Here is a 16,741-nt window from a genome sequence, read left to right as displayed (position 1 = left end):
CATCGGCTGATCCGTCTCGGCCGAGACGCCACCCGATGTTCGCCGGGGGCGGCGCCGGGCCGGCAGAGCCGTCCGAGCCCCTCCGGCAGGGTCGTCCGGCCCTGGCGCGGTGACCCCGCCGGACCGGCACGCCCCGGCGCGGAAGGGGAAGCCGCCCCGGTGCGCCCGGTGCTGCCGGTGCGCACTGGGGACCGTTCGGCCCTAGTACGGGACCGGCCCTGCGGGCATGCTCGGAGATCCGGGCGGGCACATCACAGGGCGAAGGACCGGCGGAAATGACCGACGTACGACAGTTCTCAGCGCAGGCGCCGATCAGGGTCTTCCTGCTGGACGACCACGAGGTCGTCCGGCGCGGGGTCCACGATCTGCTGGACGCCGAGCCCGACATCGAGGTGATCGGGGAGGCGGCGAGCGCCGACCAGGCCCTGGCGCGCGGGCCGGCGCTGCGACCGGACGTCGCCGTGCTGGACGTCCGGCTGCCCGACGGCGACGGCATCACCGTGTGCCGCGAACTGCGCTCGCAGATGCCGGCCCTGGCCTGTCTGATGCTGACGTCCTTCGACGACGACGACGCCCTGCTGGACGCGATCATGGCCGGCGCGGCCGGCTATGTGCTCAAGCAGATCAAGGGTTCCGACCTGGTCGAGGCGGTGCGCACCGTCGCCACCGGCCAGTCGATGCTCGACCCGGCCACCACCACCCGTCTGATGAACAGCCTGCGGGGCGACGACAGCGCGCCCGGCCCCGAGGCCCAGGCCCTGTCCGCCCTGTCGCCGCGCGAACGCGAGATCCTCGACCTGATCGGTGAGGGGCTGACCAACGGGCAGATCGGCAAGCGGCTGTATCTGTCGGAGAAGACCGTCAAGAACAACGTCTCCAGGCTGCTGGCGAAACTCGGGGTGGAACGCCGTGTCCAGGCCGCCGTCATCGCCACACAGGGCGCGGGGCAGGCCGACGAAGCCGATCTCGCCCGCCGTTCACGCTGACGGACCCGGGCGCCGCGACAGCGCGCCGCTCAGGAACGGCCGCCGGGTCCGGCCGACGGCGGGGCGGCCGGCACCCGCCAGGTCAGCCGGGTGCCGCCGCGCGGTCCCCGGCCGAGGGTGAGTTCGCCGCCCAGGCCTTCGGCCCGTTCGGCGAGATTGAGCAGCCCGCTGCGGCGCCCGCCGTCCGGCAGCCCGCCGCCGTCATCGGTGACCGTGACGGTGAGGACGCCGGACCCCACCACGAGGGAGACCTCGGCGGAGGCGGCGTGCGCGTGGCGCGCGACATTGGACAGTGCCTCGGTGACCACGGCGAGTACGTCCTCGGCGACCGCGGCCGGCACATCGGTGTCGATCAGGCCCTCCATGCGCAGCGCCGGGGTGAAGCCGAGCGTGCGGGCGGCGTCCTCGACGGCGGCCGACGCGAGGGCGCGCAGGCCGCGGCCCGGCCGGCCCGGATCGCGGGCCCGCAGGCCGAAGATCGTCGACCGGATGATCTTGATCGTCTCGTCCAGGTCGTCCACCGCGCGCAGCAGGCGCTCGCTGGCCTCGGGGTGCTGGATGAAACGCTGCGCGCTCTGCAGCGTCATCCCGGTCGCGAAGAGCCGCTGGATGGCGAGGTCGTGCAGGTCGCGGGCTATCCGGTCCCGGTCCTCCAGCAGGGCGATCTGTTCGGCGCGGCGCCGCTGGTCGGCCAGTTCGAGCGCGAGCGCCGCCTGGCCGGCGAACACGAGCAGCGGCGCCGTCTCGGCCCCGGTGAAAACGGGTGACCGCTCGGCCCGGGCCAGCAGCAGAACCCCGCGCCCCGCCTTGTCGGTGACCATCGGCACCGCGACGGCCGGACCCAGACCGTCCCACCGGGGCGGCCCGACCGTGACGCGCGCGTCCTTGGCGACCTGCGGGGTGGTGATCGGCTGCCCCGCTTCCATGGCCGCGCCCATGAAGGTGCCCTCGCGCGGCAGCACCAGTCCGCGGTGGGCGTCGGCGTCGCTGCCCACCGCGATCATCACCTGGAGGTCGGTGGTGCCGGCCAGCGGCAGCGCCACCACGGCCAGATCGGCGGACAGGATGCCGCGGCCGTGCTCGGCGATCAGCCGGAGCACGTCCATCTCGTCGGCTCCGGACAGCAGTTTGCCGACGACCTCGGCGTTGGCCGCCATCCACAACTGGCCCTCGCGGGCGGCCTGGTAGAGCCGCGCGTTCTCGATCGCGACACCGGCCGCGACCGCCAGCGTGGCCAGCAGGGTCTCGTCCTCGCCGTCGAACTCCCGGCCGCCGCGCTTCTCGGTGAGGTAGATATTGCCGAAGACCTCCTCGCGTACCCGGATCGGGACGCCGAGGAAGGACTCCATCGGCGGATGGTTCGCCGGGAATCCGTAGGACGCCGGATGGGCGGACAGCTCCGGCAGCCGCAACGGCCGCGGGTGGCGGATGAGTTCGCCCAGGATCCCGTGACCGGAGGGCAGCGGTCCGATCGCCTCGGCCCGCTCCTCGGAGACGCCCACCGTGATGAACTCCGACAGCCCCGCGTCCTCACCGATCACGCCGAGAGCGCCGAACTCGGCGTCCACCAGCGTGACGGCGGTCTCCACGATGCGCCGCAGCACCTGGGAGAGGTCCAGTTCCTGTCCCACCGACAGCACGGCTTCGAGCAGGCTGTGCACCCGGTCCCGGGTGCCCCGCACCGCGTCGATCCGGACCTGCAACTCCTCCAGCAGGTCGTCGAGCCGCAGTCGGGGCAGTTGCCTGCCCGTTCTGCCCTGGTCCTCGCTCAACGGGTCCTCCATCAGCACCGAGGCGGCAGTGCGTCCGCTCCGGGGCCACACGATATCCGCTGCGGCCCCGCGTACGGCTGTCTGTTCGATGGATCTTCCCGGCAGCGGCCCGCCGGCCGGCGTCCGTCGGCATCCGGTTACGCGGGCTGGGGCCGGCGTGACGGCTCGGCGCCCGCCTGCCCCGGGGCGTCGTCGCTGCGGAAGCCGAGTGCCTCGGTGACCTCCACGACGCCGTCCACGCTCTGGCACAGCCGTACGGCGATCGGGATCAGGCTGCTGCGTTCGACGACGCCGCGCAGGGTGACCCGCCCTTCGCGCACACCGACGACCACATCGGCGGGGGTGATGCCGAGCGTGCGGTCCAGGACGTCCCGGCTGATCTCCTCGCGGATCGCGTGGTCGTGGCGCAGGAAGACCCGCAGCAGGTCCGCCCGGCTGACGATGCCGACGAGTTCGTCCCTCTCGTCCACCACGGGAAGCCGCTTGACCCCGCGGGCCTCCATGACGCGGGCGGCCTGGACGACCGTCCACTCCGGGTGGGCCACGACGGCGGGGCTCGTCATCAGCCCGGCCGCGGTCGTATCGGCCTTCCGGGCCGCCGAGGGGGCGTCCCGGCGCGGCGCGGGCAGCAGCCCGGTGAGATCGGGCTGCCCCGCCGCCGTACGGAGCAGGTCCCCCTCGGAGACGACGCCGACCGGACGGCCCTCGTCGTCCACGACGGGTACGGCGGTGACGTCGTTGTCGGACAGCAGCTTGACGATGTCCTTGAAGCCGGCGTCGGCATGCACCCGTATGACGAATCTGGTCATCAGGTCACTTACGGTGCGGTGCTGCCTCATGGCGGTGTCTCCTTTGCCCGTCGCGGTGTCTTCCCCCACTCTCGGCGGGCGGCTCCGCGCGGGGCAGGGCCGTTCGGGGCAGGGCGCCGGGACCTATGGCCCCGCGATGGCCCCGGCGGGGCCGCGTCCCCGCCGGTGGGCGTACCGGGCGGAGCCCTCCGGCGGTCGCGGTCCGCCGGTTGCCGTCCGCCGGTCCCGGTCCGCCGGTTCCCATCAGCTCTCAGGCCTGGGGAGTGACGCCGTACGACCAATTGTGACCGAGTTCGATGTCGCGCTGTCCGCTGACCGGCAGCGCGTCGAGGCGGGCGATCTCCTCGGCGGTGAGGACGAGTTCGGCGGCGGCGGTGTTCTCCTCCAGGCGGGAGACGCGGACGGTGCCGGGGATCGGGACGACGCCGGGGGCCTTGGCGAGCAGCCAGGCCAGGGCGACCTGCCCCGGCGCGGCCCCGTGGGCCCGCGCCACCTCCCGTACGGTCTCGACCGTGGCGAGGTTGGCGTCGAACACGTCCTGGGCGAAGCGCGGCATCCCACGCCGGTAGTCGCCCTCGGACAGCTCGTCGCGCGAGGTGACCTTGCCGGTGAGCATGCCCTTGCCCAGCGGGCTGTAGGGCACGACCGCGATGCCGAGCTCCCGGCAGAGCGGGAAGACCTCGTCCTCGATGTCGCGGGACCACAGGGACCACTCGGTCTGCACCGCGGCGATGGGGTGCACCGCGTGCGCGCGGCGGATGGTGTCGGGGGCGGCCTCGCTGAGGCCGAGGTGGCGGACCTTGCCCTGGGCCACGAGTTCCGCCATGGCGCCGACGGTCTCCTCGATGGGGACGTCGGGGTCGACGCGGTGCTGGTAGTAGAGGTCGACATGGTCGGTGCCCAGCGCCGTCAGCGACTTCTCGATGGACGCGCGGACGTAGCCGGCCGTGCCGTTGACGATCGGCGGGCGGCCGTCGGCCGGCACCTGGACGATGCCGAATTTGGTGGCCAGGACGACCTTGTCCCGGCGTCCCGCGAGGGCCTTGCCGATGAGTTCCTGGCTGGGCCCGTACACATCGGCGGTGTCGATGAGCGTGGTGCCCAGCTCGACGGCCCGGCCGATCAGGCCGTCCGCGGTGCCGCTGATGTCGGTGTCGCTCTGCCCGTAGGGCTGGGCGAAGCTCATGGCGCCGTAGCCGATGGCGCCGACCCGGGGGCCGTTGGTGCCGAGTACGCGCTGGGGGATGGGCATGGGAAAGCCTCGGGATTCTGTCGTACCGGACTGCGGGAACAGTCATGTCCACAACTGTGGACATGATATGTCCTCGCGCGTGGACATGTAAATGTGATCCGCCGGCGGCGTGCCCGTGACCCCTTACCCTTACGGGATGAACGAGGACGAGCTTCCCGCCGCCGCGCCCCGCCGCAGGGACGCGACGGCGACCCGGGCGGCCATCCTGCGGGCGGCCCGCGAGGCTTTCACCCGGCTCGGCTACGAGGGGGCGGGCGTCCGCGAGATCGCCCGCGCCGCGGCGGTGGACGCCCGCCTGATCGGCCGGTATTTCGGCTCGAAGGAGGGTCTGTTCGCCGAGGTGGTGGACCTCGCCTACGAGAAGTCGCTGATGATGACGCCGGAGGTGAACGCCCAGGCCGCGCGCGCCCTGCTGACGGAGCCGGACGAGGCCGCCTCCGACGGGCTGCTGCTCACGCTCCGCTCGGCCTCCAACGCGCGCGCCGCCGCCATCATGCGGGACAGCATCGAACGCAACTACCAGCGCAGACTCGCCGACGCGCTGCCCGGTCGCGACGCCGACGGCCGCTCGGCCCTGCTCGTCGCCATCTGCTCCGGGGTCCTGCTCAGCAGGATGCTGCTGGGCAGCACGCTGCTGAACCAGCCGGACGTCGAGCAGCTCGTGCCCTATCTGCGCGCGGCCCTCGACGCGGTCGCCACCGCCCCGCCCGGCGCCGCCCCGGCACCGGCCGCCGCGCCCGCCGATCCGGCGACCGGCGGCGCCTGACAGCCGCTCCGGCGTGAGATCGCCGAACATGCGCCCGGAGACGCTGCCGCAGTTCCGCTGGCCGGCGTGCTGGTGGGCCTCGCGAGCCGACCGGTCGCCTAGCTTCGGACAGTAGACCGGTCGGCTCGTCCGGTCGTACGGCACCCCGCAGGGAGAGCACCATGAGCAGCACCGTCCAGGGACAGAAGGTGGCCGTGGTCACCGGCGCCTCGCAGGGCATCGGCGCCGGGATCGTCGCCGCCTACCGCGAGCTCGGCTACGGCGTGGTCGCCACGTCGCGCGGCATCGGCCCGTCCGACGACCCGGGGGTGCTGACCGTCCAGGGCGACATCGCCGACCCCCGGACCGCCGAGCGGGTCGTCGCGGAGGGCGTGGAGCGCTTCGGGCGCGTCGACACCCTGGTCAACAACGCCGGTGTCTTCGTGGCCAAGCCCTTCACCGACTACGCCGAGGAGGACTTCACCCACGTCGTCGCGGTGAACCTCGCCGGGTTCTTCCGCATCACCCAGCTGGTGATCCCGCACATGCTCGCGGCCGGCGCGGGCCACATCGTGAACGTCACCACGAGCCTGGTCGACCACCCCCACTCCGGCATCCCCTCGGTGCTCGCCTCCCTCACCAAGGGCGGCCTCCAGGCCGCCACGAAATCCCTGGCCATCGAGTACGCCGCCCGCGGCATCCGGGCCAACGCCGTGTCCCCGGGCTTCGTCAAGACCCCGCTGAACCCCGAGGCGACGCATGCCACGCTCGCCTCGATGACGCCGGTGGGCCGGATGGGCGAGGCGGGCGACATCGTCGAAGCGGTCGTCTTCCTGGAGAACGCCTCCTTCGTCACCGGCGAGATCCTCCACGTGGACGGCGGGCAGAGCGCGGGCCACTGACCGCGGGCCCACCGGTCCTGAGCCGGACCGCCGGACCGGGTGCGACGGGCGGCGGCCCCGGCGAGCCCCCGAGTTCCCCCGAGCCCCCCTGTCGTGCCGGGCCAGGCATCGGGTACGTTCGACGGCGGAGTGCCGGGAAGTCTGGTCGGCGGGGGAACGTCCCCAAACACACCGACATGCCTCCGGGGGACCACGATGACCGTCCTGACCGCCGTGCTCCTCCTGGTCGTCCTCGCCACCGCGGTGGCCACCGGGGCCCGGCACTGGCGGGTTCCCGCGCCGTCCCTCCTCGTCGTCGTCGGCCTCGGCGCGGGGCTGCTGCCGTGGGTACCGGCGGTCCACGTCCAGCCCGAAGTGATCAGCGTCCTCGTCCTGCCGCCGCTGCTGTACGCCTCCGCCGAGGAGATCCCCGGCAGGGAACTGCGGGCCGTCTGGCGTCCGGTCACCGTCCTCGTCTTCGGCCTCGTGCTGGCCTCCGCCGCGGCGGTGGCCGCGGTGGCCGCCGCGCTGACCCCGCTCTCCGCGCCGATGGCCTTCGTCCTCGGCGCGGTCCTGGCCAGCACCGATCCGGTCGCGGTGACCGCGCTGGGCCGCCGCCTGTCCCTGCCGTCCCGGGTGCGGGTCATGGTCCAGGCCGAGAGCCTGTTCAACGACGCGACGAGCCTGGTGCTCTTCAAGGTGGCGGTCGGCACCGCGGCGACCGCCGGCGCACTGTCCGTGCCGGGCGCGGCGGGCAGGTTCCTGGTGCTGGGCGGCGGGGGCGCGCTCATCGGCGGGGTGGTCGCGGGCCTGGTGGCCCTCATCCGGCGCCGCACCGAGGACCCGGTGCTGGAGACGGTCGTCGCCCTCGTCACCCCGTACGCCGCCTATGTGCTGGCCGAGGATCTGCACGTCTCGGGAGTGACCGCGGTCGTCGTCGCCGGGGTCGTCCTCGGCGGCGCCGGCCAGCAGCTGACCAGCGCGCCGATCCGCCTCCAGGTGGAGGCCGTCTACGGGACGGTGGTCTTCCTGCTGGAGAGCGTCGTCTTCGCCCTGATCGGCCTGGAGCTCCCCGCCATGGTCCGCGAACTGGCCCCGGGTGAGAACCGCTGGCCGATCGTGGCCCTCGCCGTGGCCGGCACCGTGATCGCCGTACGCCTGATCTGGGTCTTCCCGCTGTCGGCGCTCACCCAGCAGCGCGGGACCGGCGGCCGTGTCTCCTGGCGCGTCCCGGCGGTGACCTCCTGGGCCGGCACCCGGGGCGTCATGCCGCTGGCCGCGGCCCTGTCCATCCCGCTGACCACGGACACCGGCGCGCTGCTGCCGGGGCGCCCGCTGGTACTCACCCTCACCACCGGCGTCGTCGTCCTCACCCTCGTCGTGCAGGGCTTCACGCTCGCCCCCGTCGTCCGCCGCTCCGGCATAGCCCTCGAACCGGAGCACACCGCCCGGGAGGAGACCCGGGCCCGCGACAGCATCGCCCGGGCCGGCCTGCTCTACCTCGACCGGCTCGCCGACCTCGAAGCCGCGCCCGAGCCCGTCATGGTCCGGCTCCGCCGCGACCTGGAAGCGCGCCTGGACCCCGAGGACAGCGGCCCGGACGGCCGGCCCGGCAAGGCACTGGCCGAGGCCGCCGCCACCTACCGCGAACTGCGCCGCGCGGTCATAGGGGTCGAATCCCGCGAACTGCGGCGGCTCAGCGACGACCGGCAGATCAGCGACACCACCCGCCGCCGCATCCAGCGGGCCCTGGATCTGGAGGAGACCGGCCTCACCGACTGAGCGGGACCGTCTTGTCGCCCGTGCCGGCCCGGCCAGCCTGCGGCCGCACCACGGGCCGACGTCCCGCCGTCGTGAACCGTCGGCCCGTACTCCCGGGGCGCGGCGGCGAAGCGGATGAGCGTGCCGGGCAGCCGACCGGGTCAGGGATGCCGGCGCGGGACCTCGTCACCGAAGCCCGAGGCCCCTGACCGGGCCGCCGGGAGAGCGCCTACGCTCGTCGGGTGGTCACCCTCGCCGAGCTCGCCGAAGATCCCCATCCGCACCTGGCGGAACTGCGGGCGCAGGCGCCCGTGGTGTGGGTGCCCGCACTCGGCGGCTGGATGGTCACCGGGCGCGAACTCGCCCTGGAGGTCATGCGGGACGCCGCCGCCTTCACCGTGGACGATCCGCGGTTCACCACGGCGCGGGTCGTCGGCGCGAGCATGCTCTCGCTCGACGGCGCCGAGCACACCCGCCACCGGGAGCCGTTCCTCGAACCCTTCCGGCCCAGGGCGGTGCACGCCTCGTTCGGGGACACCGTCCGGCGCGAGACCGACCGGCTGCTCGACGGCCTGCTGCCGTACGGCGCCGCCGAGTTGCGCCGCGACTTCGCCGGCCCGCTCGCGACAGCCGTGATGGCCGAGGTGCTGGGGCTGGCGGACGTACCCGTGCCGGAGATCCTGGCCTGGTACGACGCCATCGTGCGGGCCGTCGACCGGCTGACCCACGGCGACGAGGCGGGAACCGAGGGCCCGGCCGCCTACGCGGCCCTGCGCGCGGCGGTCGCCGGCACCCTCGACGCGCGCGCGGCCGGCTCCCTGCTGGTCCGCGCCGCCGCCGACGGCCGGCTCGGTCTGCCCGAACTGGCCTCGAACGCCGCCGTGCTGCTCTTCGGCGGCATCGAGACCACCGAGGCGATGATCGCCAACGCGCTGCTGCACATCATGGCCGAGCCGGGAACCGCGGACCGACTCCTCGCCGACCCCGACCTGTTGGACAACGCGATCGAGGAGTCGCTGCGCCTGGAGCCCGGCGCGGCCGTCGTCGACCGCTACGCCACCCGCGACACCGACCTGGCCGGGATACGTATCCACGCGGGCGACCTGGTCACGGTCTCGCTGGCCGGCGCCAACCGCGATCCCGCCGTCTTCACCGACCCCGACCGTTTCGACGTCCACCGCCCCAACGCCCGCCTCCAGCTGGCCTTCGCGCACGGGCCGCACTACTGCGTCGGCGCCCATCTGGCCCGCCTGGAGGCCCGCACCGCGCTGCGCGCCTGCTTCGAACGGCTCCCCGGCCTCCGCCTCGACGACCGCCACCCGAGCGCGCCGCGCGGCCTCGTCTTCCGCAAGCCCCCCACCCTCGCGGTCCGCTGGCAGCTCTGAGCACGGCCGGCCCTACCGCCGGGCGCCGCTCGTGGGGATGGGATACGCCGATTCCCGGGCCGCCGATGTCGATGTCGACGTCGATGTCGGCGGCGGCCCGGTGGGGCTGGGGACGGCCGGGTCGATCAGCGGGGCGGGGCTGTCGGTGGGTGCCTCCTCGGTCGGGCGCGGGGTGACGGCTTCGGGGGTGGGCGGCCGGGTGGGCGCGGTCGGCGGACCGCTGACGGCGGTGGGGCTGCTCGCGGGCGGCGGCGCGGGCGGGGCCGCCGGGGACGCCGGCGCCCGATCCGTCGTCAGGTGCAGTGGCAGCGCCACGAGGGCGGCGACCGCGCACGACAGGCCGACCCCGGCCGCGACGCGGAGCAGCCGGCGGCGCAGCGCGCCCCGGCGGATCGCCTCGTAACGGCCGGGCGGCGCGCCGAAGTAGTCGTCGGCGGGCCGCAGGATGACGGCGAGGGGATCGTCGGGTTCGAAGTCCGGACCGTCGTCAGAGTGTGTGATCAAGGCTTCTCCTCAGATGGGCGCGGAGCAGTTCCCGGGCGGTGTGGAGGTCGGACATGATCGTCCCCTCCTTGCGCCCGGTCAGCAGGGACACCTCGCGGATCGGCATGTCGGCGTAGTAGTGCAGCAGGATCGGGACGCGCAGCCGCTCCGGCAGCGACTGCACGAGCAGGCGCACCGACGGGTCGGCCTGCTCGGTCTGCGGGCGGACGGCCGCCTCGGCGGTGACCCGGCGGACCGCCCCGCGTTCGCGCTCCTGCTTGCGCCAGTGGTCCCGGACGAGATTGGCCGCGGTGACATAGAGGAAGCCCCGCGGCTCCGCCACGGCCGTCCAGCGCGCCCAGAGCCGGGTGAACGCCTCCGAGGCGATCTCGTGCGCCGTCTCGTCGTCGACAAGACGGCGGCACCAGCCGGCGAGGCGCGGGTAGACGGCGGCGAACAGCTCGGTCGCTGCCTTCTCGCGGGACCGTTTCAACGCTCTCCAGGGTCGTGACGCAGGGGTGGGGACGGACCCCGGGCCGCCCGCTCACAGGGTCGGCGGCCCGGGATCCGGGTGGCCGGTCAGGGGCTCGTCGGGCTCGTCGGGCTCGTCGGGCTCAGCGCGGCGAAGACGATCACGTTGTCGAGGTATCCGTCACCGCTGCGGGGCCCGCCGCAGGTGATGAGCCGCAGTTCCGGACGGTCCACGTCGCCGTAGACCGCGTCCGTCGGGAAGTCCGCCTTGGCGACGGTCCGTACGGCGCTGACGGCGAAGACCGCCGCCGTGCCGTTCTCCAGGCGCGCCACGATCCGGTCGCCGATCCGCAACCGGGCGAGGTGACGGAACACCCCGTCCCCGTAGGCGCCGGTCGTGACATGGGCGAGGATCACCGACGGGCCGACCTGACCCGGTGTCGGCGAGCCCTCGTACCAGCCCGCCCGGTCGTGCGCGGTGATCGGCGGGACCTGCACGCTGCCGTCCGGGGCCAGCCCCAGCCGCATCACCGGGGTGTCGACCCCGATGGCCGGGATCCGCAGGGCGACCGGGACCGAACGCCGCAGGGCGCGCGCGGTCTTCGCGGCGGGACGCGGGGCGGCCGGCGGGCTCGGCGGGCTCGGCGGGAGCGCGGCGCCGGCCGGACCGTCCGGGTGGCCCCGATCGGCCCGGCCGGTCCGGTGGCTGCCGCATCCCACCAGCACCGAGGCCAGCGCCGCGGTGACGAACGCGCGCCTGGAGGGCGAGGTCATGCCCCGGTCGCCCGCCGGCGGCGTACGACGAGGACCGTCGCGCCGCCGAGCGCGAACACCGCGGCGGCGCTCCCGCCGATCAGCCCGCCCTTGCCGCCGGACTCCGCCTGGACCGGTGCCAGACCGGTGTCGGGCGCTCCCTTCGGTACGACGGCGACCTCGCCCGGCGCGGCCGTGGCGGGTGCGGCCGTGGCGGGTGCGGCGCTCGGCACCGGAGCGGGGGCCGAACTCCGGGTCGGGGCCGGGACCGGGGTCGGGACCCCGGTCGGTGCGGCGCTCGCCGTCGGGGCCGGAGTCGGGGTCCCCCCGTCGGCGAAGGCCGGCACGGCGCTCGCCAGTACGGCGGTGCACGTGAGTGCCATGGCGCTGAGGACAGTTCGGCGCATGAGTCGCTCTCTTTCGTCGGTCCGCCCGCGCTTGGGCCCGGCGGGCTGGGTGGTGGATCGACAGAAGAGACGAGGCAGCGGGGAAGCACATTGTAAAGAGCGGGCAAAGCCCCGGCGGGACCGGCGGCACCGACCGCCGGGCGGCCCGGTCGGACACCGACCGGGCCGCCCGTCATCCGTCTGCCCGCGTGTCCGCGGCGGCACGGCACTCGTCCCCGGAATATCGTGCGACGGTCGCGCGATCATCGCGTGCGATCGATTTCGCGTTGACCGGGGAACGCATGACGACAGGAGACCTGGATGACCACGCCGCCGCTCCCGCCATTCACCCGCGAGTCCGCCATCGAGAAGGTCAGACTCGGCGAGGACGGATGGAACTCGCGGAATTCGGAGAAAGTCTCCCTCGTCTATACCCCGGATTCCCGCTGGCGCAATCGTGCCGAATTCATCAATGGTAGGAAGGAAATCGTCGACTTCCTCACCCGGAAGTGGAACCGCGAGCACGAGTACCGGCTTATCAAGGAGCTCTGGGCGTTCACCGGGAATCATATCGCCGTCAGGTTCGCGTACGAGTCCCACGACGACTCGGGAAACTGGTTCCGCTCCTACGGGAACGAGAACTGGGAGTTCGAGGACAACGGTCTGATGAGCGTCCGGCACGCCTGCATCAACGATCTCCCCATCAAGGAATCGGATCGCAAATACCACTGGCCGCTCGGCCGCCGCCCCGACGACCACCCCGGGCTGAGCGACCTCGGTTTCTGACCTCCGGCCCTCCCGGGACCCGGGCGGGTGCCTGACCTCAGGCGGACGGCGGTGGCGCCGTGGGCAGTCCCGGCCCGTACCGCCGTCCTCGTCGCATCGCTGCGGACCGGTGTACTTTAGCGGTGACTACAAATTCCGCTGGGAACCGGAGGCGACCATGGCGGGAGGACGACCGCGCACCTTTGACAGCGACACGGCGCTGGACCGGGCGCTGGAGGTGTTCTGGCGCCAGGGTTATGAAGGCACCGGGATCTCGGATCTCACCAAGGCGATGGGTATCAACAACGCGCCCAGCCTCTACAACGCCTTCGGAAACAAGGAGCAGCTCTTCCGCAAGGTGCTCGACCGCTATGCGGACGGCCCGGCCCGCTATATCCGCGAGGCGTTCGGCGAGCCGACGGCGCGGGCCGCCGTGGAAACACTCCTGCACGGCGCCGCCGACGCGACGACCCACCCCGATCATCCGCGCGGCTGCATTACGGTGCAGGGCGCACTGGCGTGCTCGCCGGGCGCCGAGACCGCGCGCGCCGAACTGACGGCCCGCAGGGCGGCCGGCGAGGCGGCCCTGCGGGAACGCCTGCAGCAGGCCGGCAAGGACGGGGAACTCCCGGCCGGCGCTGATCCCGACGGTCTGGCGCGCTATTTCACCACCATTTACCAGGGGGTGGCCGTCCAGGCGGCCGGCGGCGCCACCCGGGAGCAGCTCCACCAGATCGTGGACACCGCCATGACGGTCTGGCCGCGGCCGGCCGACGCCTGATCGCTCCGCCGCGGGCCTGTCACCGGCCGCGTCCGGCGGGCCCGTGGCGGTGATCCGCCCCTTCCCGCGTTTGACACCGGCCGCACTGCGTCCTAGTTTTTTAGTGATCGATAAAAAACGCAGGTCACCACGAGCAAGGGGCACCACCATGGGACAGTTCGACGGCAAGACGGTCATCGTGACCGGAGGCACCACCGGAATCGGCCTGGCCACCGCGGAGCGTTTCGCCGCCGAGGGCGCGCATGTCTTCGTCACCGGCCGCCGCCAGGACGCACTCGACGCCGCCGTGGCCAGGATCGGCCGCAACGCGACCGGTGTGCGCGGCGACGTGGCCGTGCTGGCCGACCTGGACCGCCTCTACGCGACCGTGGCCGAGCAGGGCCGGCGGATCGACGTGCTCTTCGCCAACGCGGGCGGCGGTGAGTTCTCCACGCTGGAGCAGGTCACCGAGAAGCACTTCGACGAGACCTTCGGCGGCAACACCAAGGGAATGCTGTTCACCGTCCAGAAGGCCCTGCCGCTGCTGAACGACGGCGCTTCCGTCATCCTGACGGCCTCCAACGCGGCTACCCTCGGCAACGAGGCCTTCGGTGTCTACGCGGCCTCCAAGGCGGCGGTGCGCTCCTTCGCCCGCACCTGGGCCGCCGAGCTCAGGGGCCGTGCCATCCGGGTCAACGCGATCAGCCCCGGCACCATCGACACCCCCGGTATCGACGGTCTCGCCCCCGACCAGGAGCAGGCCGACCAGCTGAAGTCGTACATGGCCGGCACGATCCCGATGGGCCGGATCGGGCGCCCCGACGAGGTCGCGAGCACCGTCCTCTTCCTCGCCTCGGACCAGAGCAGCTTCATCACCGGCATCGAGCTCTTCGTCGACGGCGGTCGCAACCAGATCTGACCGCGGCGTACGCGACACCTATACGGAGGGGCGAGAAACAATGCGACGGGGACTGGGACCGATCGGGATCTGGAGCATCGAACTGCGGACGGGGGACCCGCACGAGATCTCCGACGCCGCGGCCGAACTCGACGAACTGGGCTGGGGCACCCTGTGGATACCGGGCCTGGGCGGCGGCGACGTCCTCGGCGACTCGGCGCGGCTGCTGCGCGCCACGCGCACCGCGAAGGTGGCCGTCGGCGTCGCGAGCATCTGGCGGCATCAGCCGGCCGAGACGGCCGCCGGGCACACCCGCCTGCAGAACGCCTTCGGCCGTCGGCACCTGCTGGGTCTCGGTGTCAGCGATCCCGCGGCGGCGCGCGGCGCGGGGCGTCCGTACCGGCCGCTCGCCGACATGGGCGCCTACCTCGACGTACTCGACCGGGCGCCCGTACCGGTACCGCCCGAGGAGCGGTTCATGGCGGCCCTCGGCCCGAAGATGACCGAACTCGCGGGACGTCGGACCGCCGGCGTCCATCCGTTCATGGTCACCCCGGAGTACTCGGCCGCGGCCCGGGAGCGGCTGGGCGACGGCCCCCTCATCGCGCCCTACCAGGCCGTCGTCCTCGAAGGCGAGGCCGGCAAGGCGCGCACCGCGGCCCGTGAGTTCCTGGACGTGTTCCTCGGCATGGACCACTACGCCCGAAGCCTGTTCCGGCAGGGATTCACCGAAGAGGACCTCGCGGGCGGGGGGAGCGACCGCCTCATCGACAGCGTGGTGGCCTGGGGGGACGCGGAGACGATCGGCAAGCGCGTCCGCGCCCACCACCAGGCCGGCGCCGACCATGTCTGCCTGCACGTGGTGGGCGCGGGCTCGGCCATGCCCCGGTCCGTATGGCGCGAGCTGGCCCCGCTCGTGCGGGCCGGTTCCTGACCGGCCGCGTTGCGGCCGGACCATCAGCAGGTCTGGGGCGCTTGCCCGGCCCGGAGTGTCCGTCAGGCTCGGGACAGCGGCAGCCGGACGGCCGGCGGTAGCGGCGCCGGGACCGGGTTCGCCTGGAACGACTGGAGCATCAGGGCCGCGAAGCGGCGGGAGGCCGCCACCCTCATCGCGGGGGACTCGGCGCGGATACCTTCGTTCGCCATCAGCGCCAGGCTGATGTCCTCCAGCACGAAGTCCTCCCGCAGGGGGCCCGCCACCTTCGCGCGCCGCACGAGTTCGTGCAGCATGCGCAGGGTGCGGTCGCGGTCCGCGACGAAGTCGTCCGCGTGGGGGAGCTGCGAGGTGAAGGCGCGGGCGAAGCCCCGGTCGAGGGCGTGCATCTCCATGAGCCTCTCGATCACCAGCCGGAACCCGCGCCACGGATCCTCCGCCGCCAGGCCCTCCGCCACGACCGCGGAGCAGGAGGCCAGCTGCTCGGCGAACGCCTCGGTCAGCAGCGCTTCCTTGGTGCGGAAGTGCCGGTAGACGGTCGCGACACCGACCTCGGCGCGCCGGGCGATCTCCCGGATCGGCACATCGAGGCCCTCGGTGGCGAAGGCCGCGCGGGCGACCGCGAGGATGCGGCCGCGGTTGTCGCGGGCGTCCGAGCGGAGCTTCGTTATCACTTGGGCCGTCACCTCTCTCACTTTAGCCAAACGGACGGGGTGCTCCGTTACGGTCCGGCGCATGAGAGCGATTCAATTCACCGAGTACGGCCCGCCCGGCGTTGTGCACGTCGCCGAGGTGGCGGCACCGCACGCCGGAGCGGGCGCGATCCGCGTCGCGGTACGGGCCTCCGGGATCTCGCCCGGGGAGATCCGGATCCGCTCCGGGGAGATGCGCGACGTGGTGCCGCTGGCCTTCCCGTACCGGACCGGATTCGACGCCGCGGGCGTGGTGGACGAGGTCGGCGAGGGCGTCACGGACGTGGGCGTCGGCGACGAGGTGTTCGGTATGACGACCACGGCCGCCCGCGGCGCCAACGCCGACTTCGTGGTCCTGGCCGCCTGGGCGCCCAAGCCGGCCGCCTGGAGCTGGGAGGAGGCGGGCGGTGCCGCGGGCGCCGTCGAGACGGCCACCCGGGTCCTCGACCGGCTCGCGGTCGGCGCCGGGCGGACCGTGCTCGTACAGGGCGCGGCCGGCGGGGTGGGCACCGTCGCCGTCCAGCTCGCGGTCGCCCGCGGCGCCATCGTCATCGGTACGGCGAGCGAGGCCAACCACGATTTCCTGCGCTCCCTCGGCGCCGAGCCGACGACGTACGGGACGGGGCTGGCCGAACGGATCCGCGCGCTGGCACCGGCCGGAGTGGACGCGGTGTTCGACTGCGCCGGAGGGGCGCTGCCCGACCTCGTCGCCATCGCCGGCGACCCGGCCCGCGTGGTGACGATCGCCGACCTGACCGCGGCGGCCCACGGCGTACACCTCTCGCACGGCGCCCCGGCCGACGACACCGGCACGGCCCTGGGGGCCTCCGCCGACCCGATGGCACTGCACGGCCTCTCCCTCGCGGTCACCCTCGCCGGCGAGGGCCGGCTGCGCGTACCGGTCGCTGCGGCCTTCCCGCTCGCCGAGGCCGCGGCCGCGCACGCACTGAGCGAGACCCGCCACGCCCGCGGGAAGATCGTGCTGGTGCACTGATCCGACGCCGGTGT

18 protein-coding genes are annotated in these 16,741 nt (G+C 73.5%); 10 read left to right on the top strand and 8 right to left on the bottom strand.

The window, feature by feature from the left end; translation table 11 throughout:
* Positions 1 to 275 precede the first annotated feature (275 nt).
* Positions 276 to 986, top strand: coding sequence for a response regulator (locus tag ACFO3J_RS12945; RefSeq protein ID WP_386429308.1), 711 nt, complete (start codon positions 276 to 278; stop codon positions 984 to 986).
* A gap of 29 nt (positions 987 to 1,015) precedes the next feature.
* On the opposite strand, the gene ACFO3J_RS12940 is transcribed toward ACFO3J_RS12945, so the two are convergent.
* The 3 genes from ACFO3J_RS12940 to ACFO3J_RS12930 all read right to left on the bottom strand — a co-directional run bounded on the left by ACFO3J_RS12940 (position 1,016) and on the right by ACFO3J_RS12930 (position 4,819).
* Positions 1,016 to 2,758, bottom strand: a complete 1,743-nt coding sequence (locus tag ACFO3J_RS12940) for a sensor histidine kinase (RefSeq protein WP_386429306.1) — start codon at positions 2,756 to 2,758, stop codon at positions 1,016 to 1,018.
* Positions 2,759 to 2,895: 137 nt separating this feature from the next.
* Positions 2,896 to 3,597 (bottom strand): CBS domain-containing protein, encoded by a 702-nt coding sequence (locus ACFO3J_RS12935; protein ID WP_386429304.1) that lies wholly within the window; start codon positions 3,595 to 3,597, stop codon positions 2,896 to 2,898.
* A 220-nt stretch (positions 3,598 to 3,817) separates the two neighbouring features.
* Complete coding sequence (locus ACFO3J_RS12930; RefSeq protein WP_386429302.1) at positions 3,818 to 4,819, bottom strand: aldo/keto reductase; 1,002 nt, start codon at positions 4,817 to 4,819, stop codon at positions 3,818 to 3,820.
* A gap of 136 nt (positions 4,820 to 4,955) precedes the next feature.
* Between ACFO3J_RS12930 and ACFO3J_RS12925 the strand changes: the two genes are divergently transcribed.
* The 4 genes from ACFO3J_RS12925 to ACFO3J_RS12910 all read left to right on the top strand — a co-directional run bounded on the left by ACFO3J_RS12925 (position 4,956) and on the right by ACFO3J_RS12910 (position 9,591).
* A complete protein-coding gene (locus ACFO3J_RS12925) occupies positions 4,956 to 5,585 on the top strand; it encodes a helix-turn-helix domain-containing protein (protein ID WP_386429300.1) in 630 nt (209 codons plus the stop codon).
* Positions 5,586 to 5,746: 161 nt separating this feature from the next.
* A complete protein-coding gene (locus ACFO3J_RS12920; RefSeq protein WP_386429298.1) occupies positions 5,747 to 6,466 on the top strand; it encodes an SDR family NAD(P)-dependent oxidoreductase in 720 nt (239 codons plus the stop codon).
* 195 nt (positions 6,467 to 6,661) lie between these two features.
* Entirely contained in the window at positions 6,662 to 8,227 is a 1,566-nt protein-coding gene (locus ACFO3J_RS12915; protein WP_386429296.1) for a Na+/H+ antiporter, read from the top strand.
* Between the two features lie 221 nt (positions 8,228 to 8,448).
* Positions 8,449 to 9,591: a cytochrome P450 gene (locus tag ACFO3J_RS12910; RefSeq protein ID WP_386429294.1), complete on the top strand. Its 1,143-nt coding sequence runs from the start codon at positions 8,449 to 8,451 to the stop codon at positions 9,589 to 9,591.
* Positions 9,592 to 9,603: 12 nt separating this feature from the next.
* Here the strand turns inward: ACFO3J_RS12910 and ACFO3J_RS12905 are convergent, their stop codons facing one another.
* The 4 genes from ACFO3J_RS12905 to ACFO3J_RS12890 form a co-directional block, all read right to left on the bottom strand.
* The gene (locus ACFO3J_RS12905; protein WP_386429292.1) at positions 9,604 to 10,095 is read right to left on the bottom strand and encodes a hypothetical protein; all 492 of its coding nucleotides are present in this window, start codon (positions 10,093 to 10,095) and stop codon (positions 9,604 to 9,606) included.
* Positions 10,079 to 10,567 carry an RNA polymerase sigma factor gene (locus tag ACFO3J_RS12900; protein WP_386429290.1) on the bottom strand — a complete coding sequence of 163 codons (489 nt, stop codon included), beginning with the start codon at positions 10,565 to 10,567 and terminating at the stop codon, positions 10,079 to 10,081. Before ACFO3J_RS12900 ends, ACFO3J_RS12905 begins: the two co-directional genes overlap by 17 nt.
* An 86-nt stretch (positions 10,568 to 10,653) precedes the next feature.
* Positions 10,654 to 11,319 carry a class F sortase gene (locus ACFO3J_RS12895; RefSeq protein WP_386429288.1) on the bottom strand — a complete coding sequence of 222 codons (666 nt, stop codon included), beginning with the start codon at positions 11,317 to 11,319 and terminating at the stop codon, positions 10,654 to 10,656.
* A complete protein-coding gene (locus tag ACFO3J_RS12890; protein ID WP_386429286.1) occupies positions 11,316 to 11,705 on the bottom strand; it encodes a sortase-dependent protein in 390 nt (129 codons plus the stop codon). The genes ACFO3J_RS12895 and ACFO3J_RS12890 overlap by 4 nt, the downstream gene beginning before the upstream one ends.
* Before the next feature lie 300 nt (positions 11,706 to 12,005).
* On the opposite strand from ACFO3J_RS12890, the gene ACFO3J_RS12885 reads away from it, so the two are divergent.
* The 4 genes from ACFO3J_RS12885 to ACFO3J_RS12870 all read left to right on the top strand — a co-directional run bounded on the left by ACFO3J_RS12885 (position 12,006) and on the right by ACFO3J_RS12870 (position 15,041).
* Entirely contained in the window at positions 12,006 to 12,470 is a 465-nt protein-coding gene (locus tag ACFO3J_RS12885; protein ID WP_386429284.1) for a nuclear transport factor 2 family protein, read from the top strand.
* A gap of 157 nt (positions 12,471 to 12,627) precedes the next feature.
* Complete coding sequence (locus tag ACFO3J_RS12880; protein WP_386429282.1) at positions 12,628 to 13,230, top strand: TetR/AcrR family transcriptional regulator; 603 nt, start codon at positions 12,628 to 12,630, stop codon at positions 13,228 to 13,230.
* A gap of 148 nt (positions 13,231 to 13,378) precedes the next feature.
* Positions 13,379 to 14,128 (top strand): SDR family oxidoreductase, encoded by a 750-nt coding sequence (locus ACFO3J_RS12875; RefSeq protein WP_386429280.1) that lies wholly within the window; start codon positions 13,379 to 13,381, stop codon positions 14,126 to 14,128.
* Positions 14,129 to 14,168: 40 nt separating this feature from the next.
* Positions 14,169 to 15,041 carry a TIGR03620 family F420-dependent LLM class oxidoreductase gene (locus ACFO3J_RS12870; RefSeq protein WP_386429278.1) on the top strand — a complete coding sequence of 291 codons (873 nt, stop codon included), beginning with the start codon at positions 14,169 to 14,171 and terminating at the stop codon, positions 15,039 to 15,041.
* 62 nt (positions 15,042 to 15,103) lie between these two features.
* Here ACFO3J_RS12870 and ACFO3J_RS12865 read toward each other — a convergent pair whose 3' ends face one another.
* Entirely contained in the window at positions 15,104 to 15,727 is a 624-nt protein-coding gene (locus tag ACFO3J_RS12865; protein ID WP_386429276.1) for a TetR/AcrR family transcriptional regulator, read from the bottom strand.
* Between the two features lie 49 nt (positions 15,728 to 15,776).
* Between ACFO3J_RS12865 and ACFO3J_RS12860 the strand changes: the two genes are divergently transcribed.
* Complete coding sequence (locus ACFO3J_RS12860; protein WP_386429274.1) at positions 15,777 to 16,727, top strand: NADP-dependent oxidoreductase; 951 nt, start codon at positions 15,777 to 15,779, stop codon at positions 16,725 to 16,727.
* The last annotated feature ends 14 nt before the right edge of the window (positions 16,728 to 16,741 follow it).

Origin of the sequence: Streptomyces polygonati (genome assembly GCF_042650325.1) — a bacterium.
Lineage (GTDB): Bacteria > Actinomycetota > Actinomycetes > Streptomycetales > Streptomycetaceae > Actinacidiphila > Actinacidiphila polygonati.
The sequence above is the reverse complement of the archived record's forward strand: the minus strand, read 5'-3'. Positions and strand labels throughout refer to the sequence as shown.

What these genes read in the sequence shown, in the direction of transcription:
- ACFO3J_RS12945 (WP_386429308.1), top strand. Translation starts at nt 276, where the DNA reads ATGACCGACGTACGACAGTTCTCAGCGCAGGCGCCGATCAGGGTCTTC.
- ACFO3J_RS12935 (WP_386429304.1), bottom strand. Translation starts at nt 3,597, where the DNA reads ATGAGGCAGCACCGCACCGTAAGTGACCTGATGACCAGATTCGTCATA.
- ACFO3J_RS12930 (WP_386429302.1), bottom strand. Translation starts at nt 4,819, where the DNA reads ATGCCCATCCCCCAGCGCGTACTCGGCACCAACGGCCCCCGGGTCGGC.
- ACFO3J_RS12925 (WP_386429300.1), top strand. Translation starts at nt 4,956, where the DNA reads ATGAACGAGGACGAGCTTCCCGCCGCCGCGCCCCGCCGCAGGGACGCG.
- ACFO3J_RS12920 (WP_386429298.1), top strand. Translation starts at nt 5,747, where the DNA reads ATGAGCAGCACCGTCCAGGGACAGAAGGTGGCCGTGGTCACCGGCGCC.
- ACFO3J_RS12915 (WP_386429296.1), top strand. Translation starts at nt 6,662, where the DNA reads ATGACCGTCCTGACCGCCGTGCTCCTCCTGGTCGTCCTCGCCACCGCG.
- ACFO3J_RS12895 (WP_386429288.1), bottom strand. Translation starts at nt 11,319, where the DNA reads ATGACCTCGCCCTCCAGGCGCGCGTTCGTCACCGCGGCGCTGGCCTCG.
- ACFO3J_RS12890 (WP_386429286.1), bottom strand. Translation starts at nt 11,705, where the DNA reads ATGCGCCGAACTGTCCTCAGCGCCATGGCACTCACGTGCACCGCCGTA.
- ACFO3J_RS12885 (WP_386429284.1), top strand. Translation starts at nt 12,006, where the DNA reads ATGACCACGCCGCCGCTCCCGCCATTCACCCGCGAGTCCGCCATCGAG.
- ACFO3J_RS12880 (WP_386429282.1), top strand. Translation starts at nt 12,628, where the DNA reads ATGGCGGGAGGACGACCGCGCACCTTTGACAGCGACACGGCGCTGGAC.
- ACFO3J_RS12875 (WP_386429280.1), top strand. Translation starts at nt 13,379, where the DNA reads ATGGGACAGTTCGACGGCAAGACGGTCATCGTGACCGGAGGCACCACC.
- ACFO3J_RS12870 (WP_386429278.1), top strand. Translation starts at nt 14,169, where the DNA reads ATGCGACGGGGACTGGGACCGATCGGGATCTGGAGCATCGAACTGCGG.
- ACFO3J_RS12860 (WP_386429274.1), top strand. Translation starts at nt 15,777, where the DNA reads ATGAGAGCGATTCAATTCACCGAGTACGGCCCGCCCGGCGTTGTGCAC.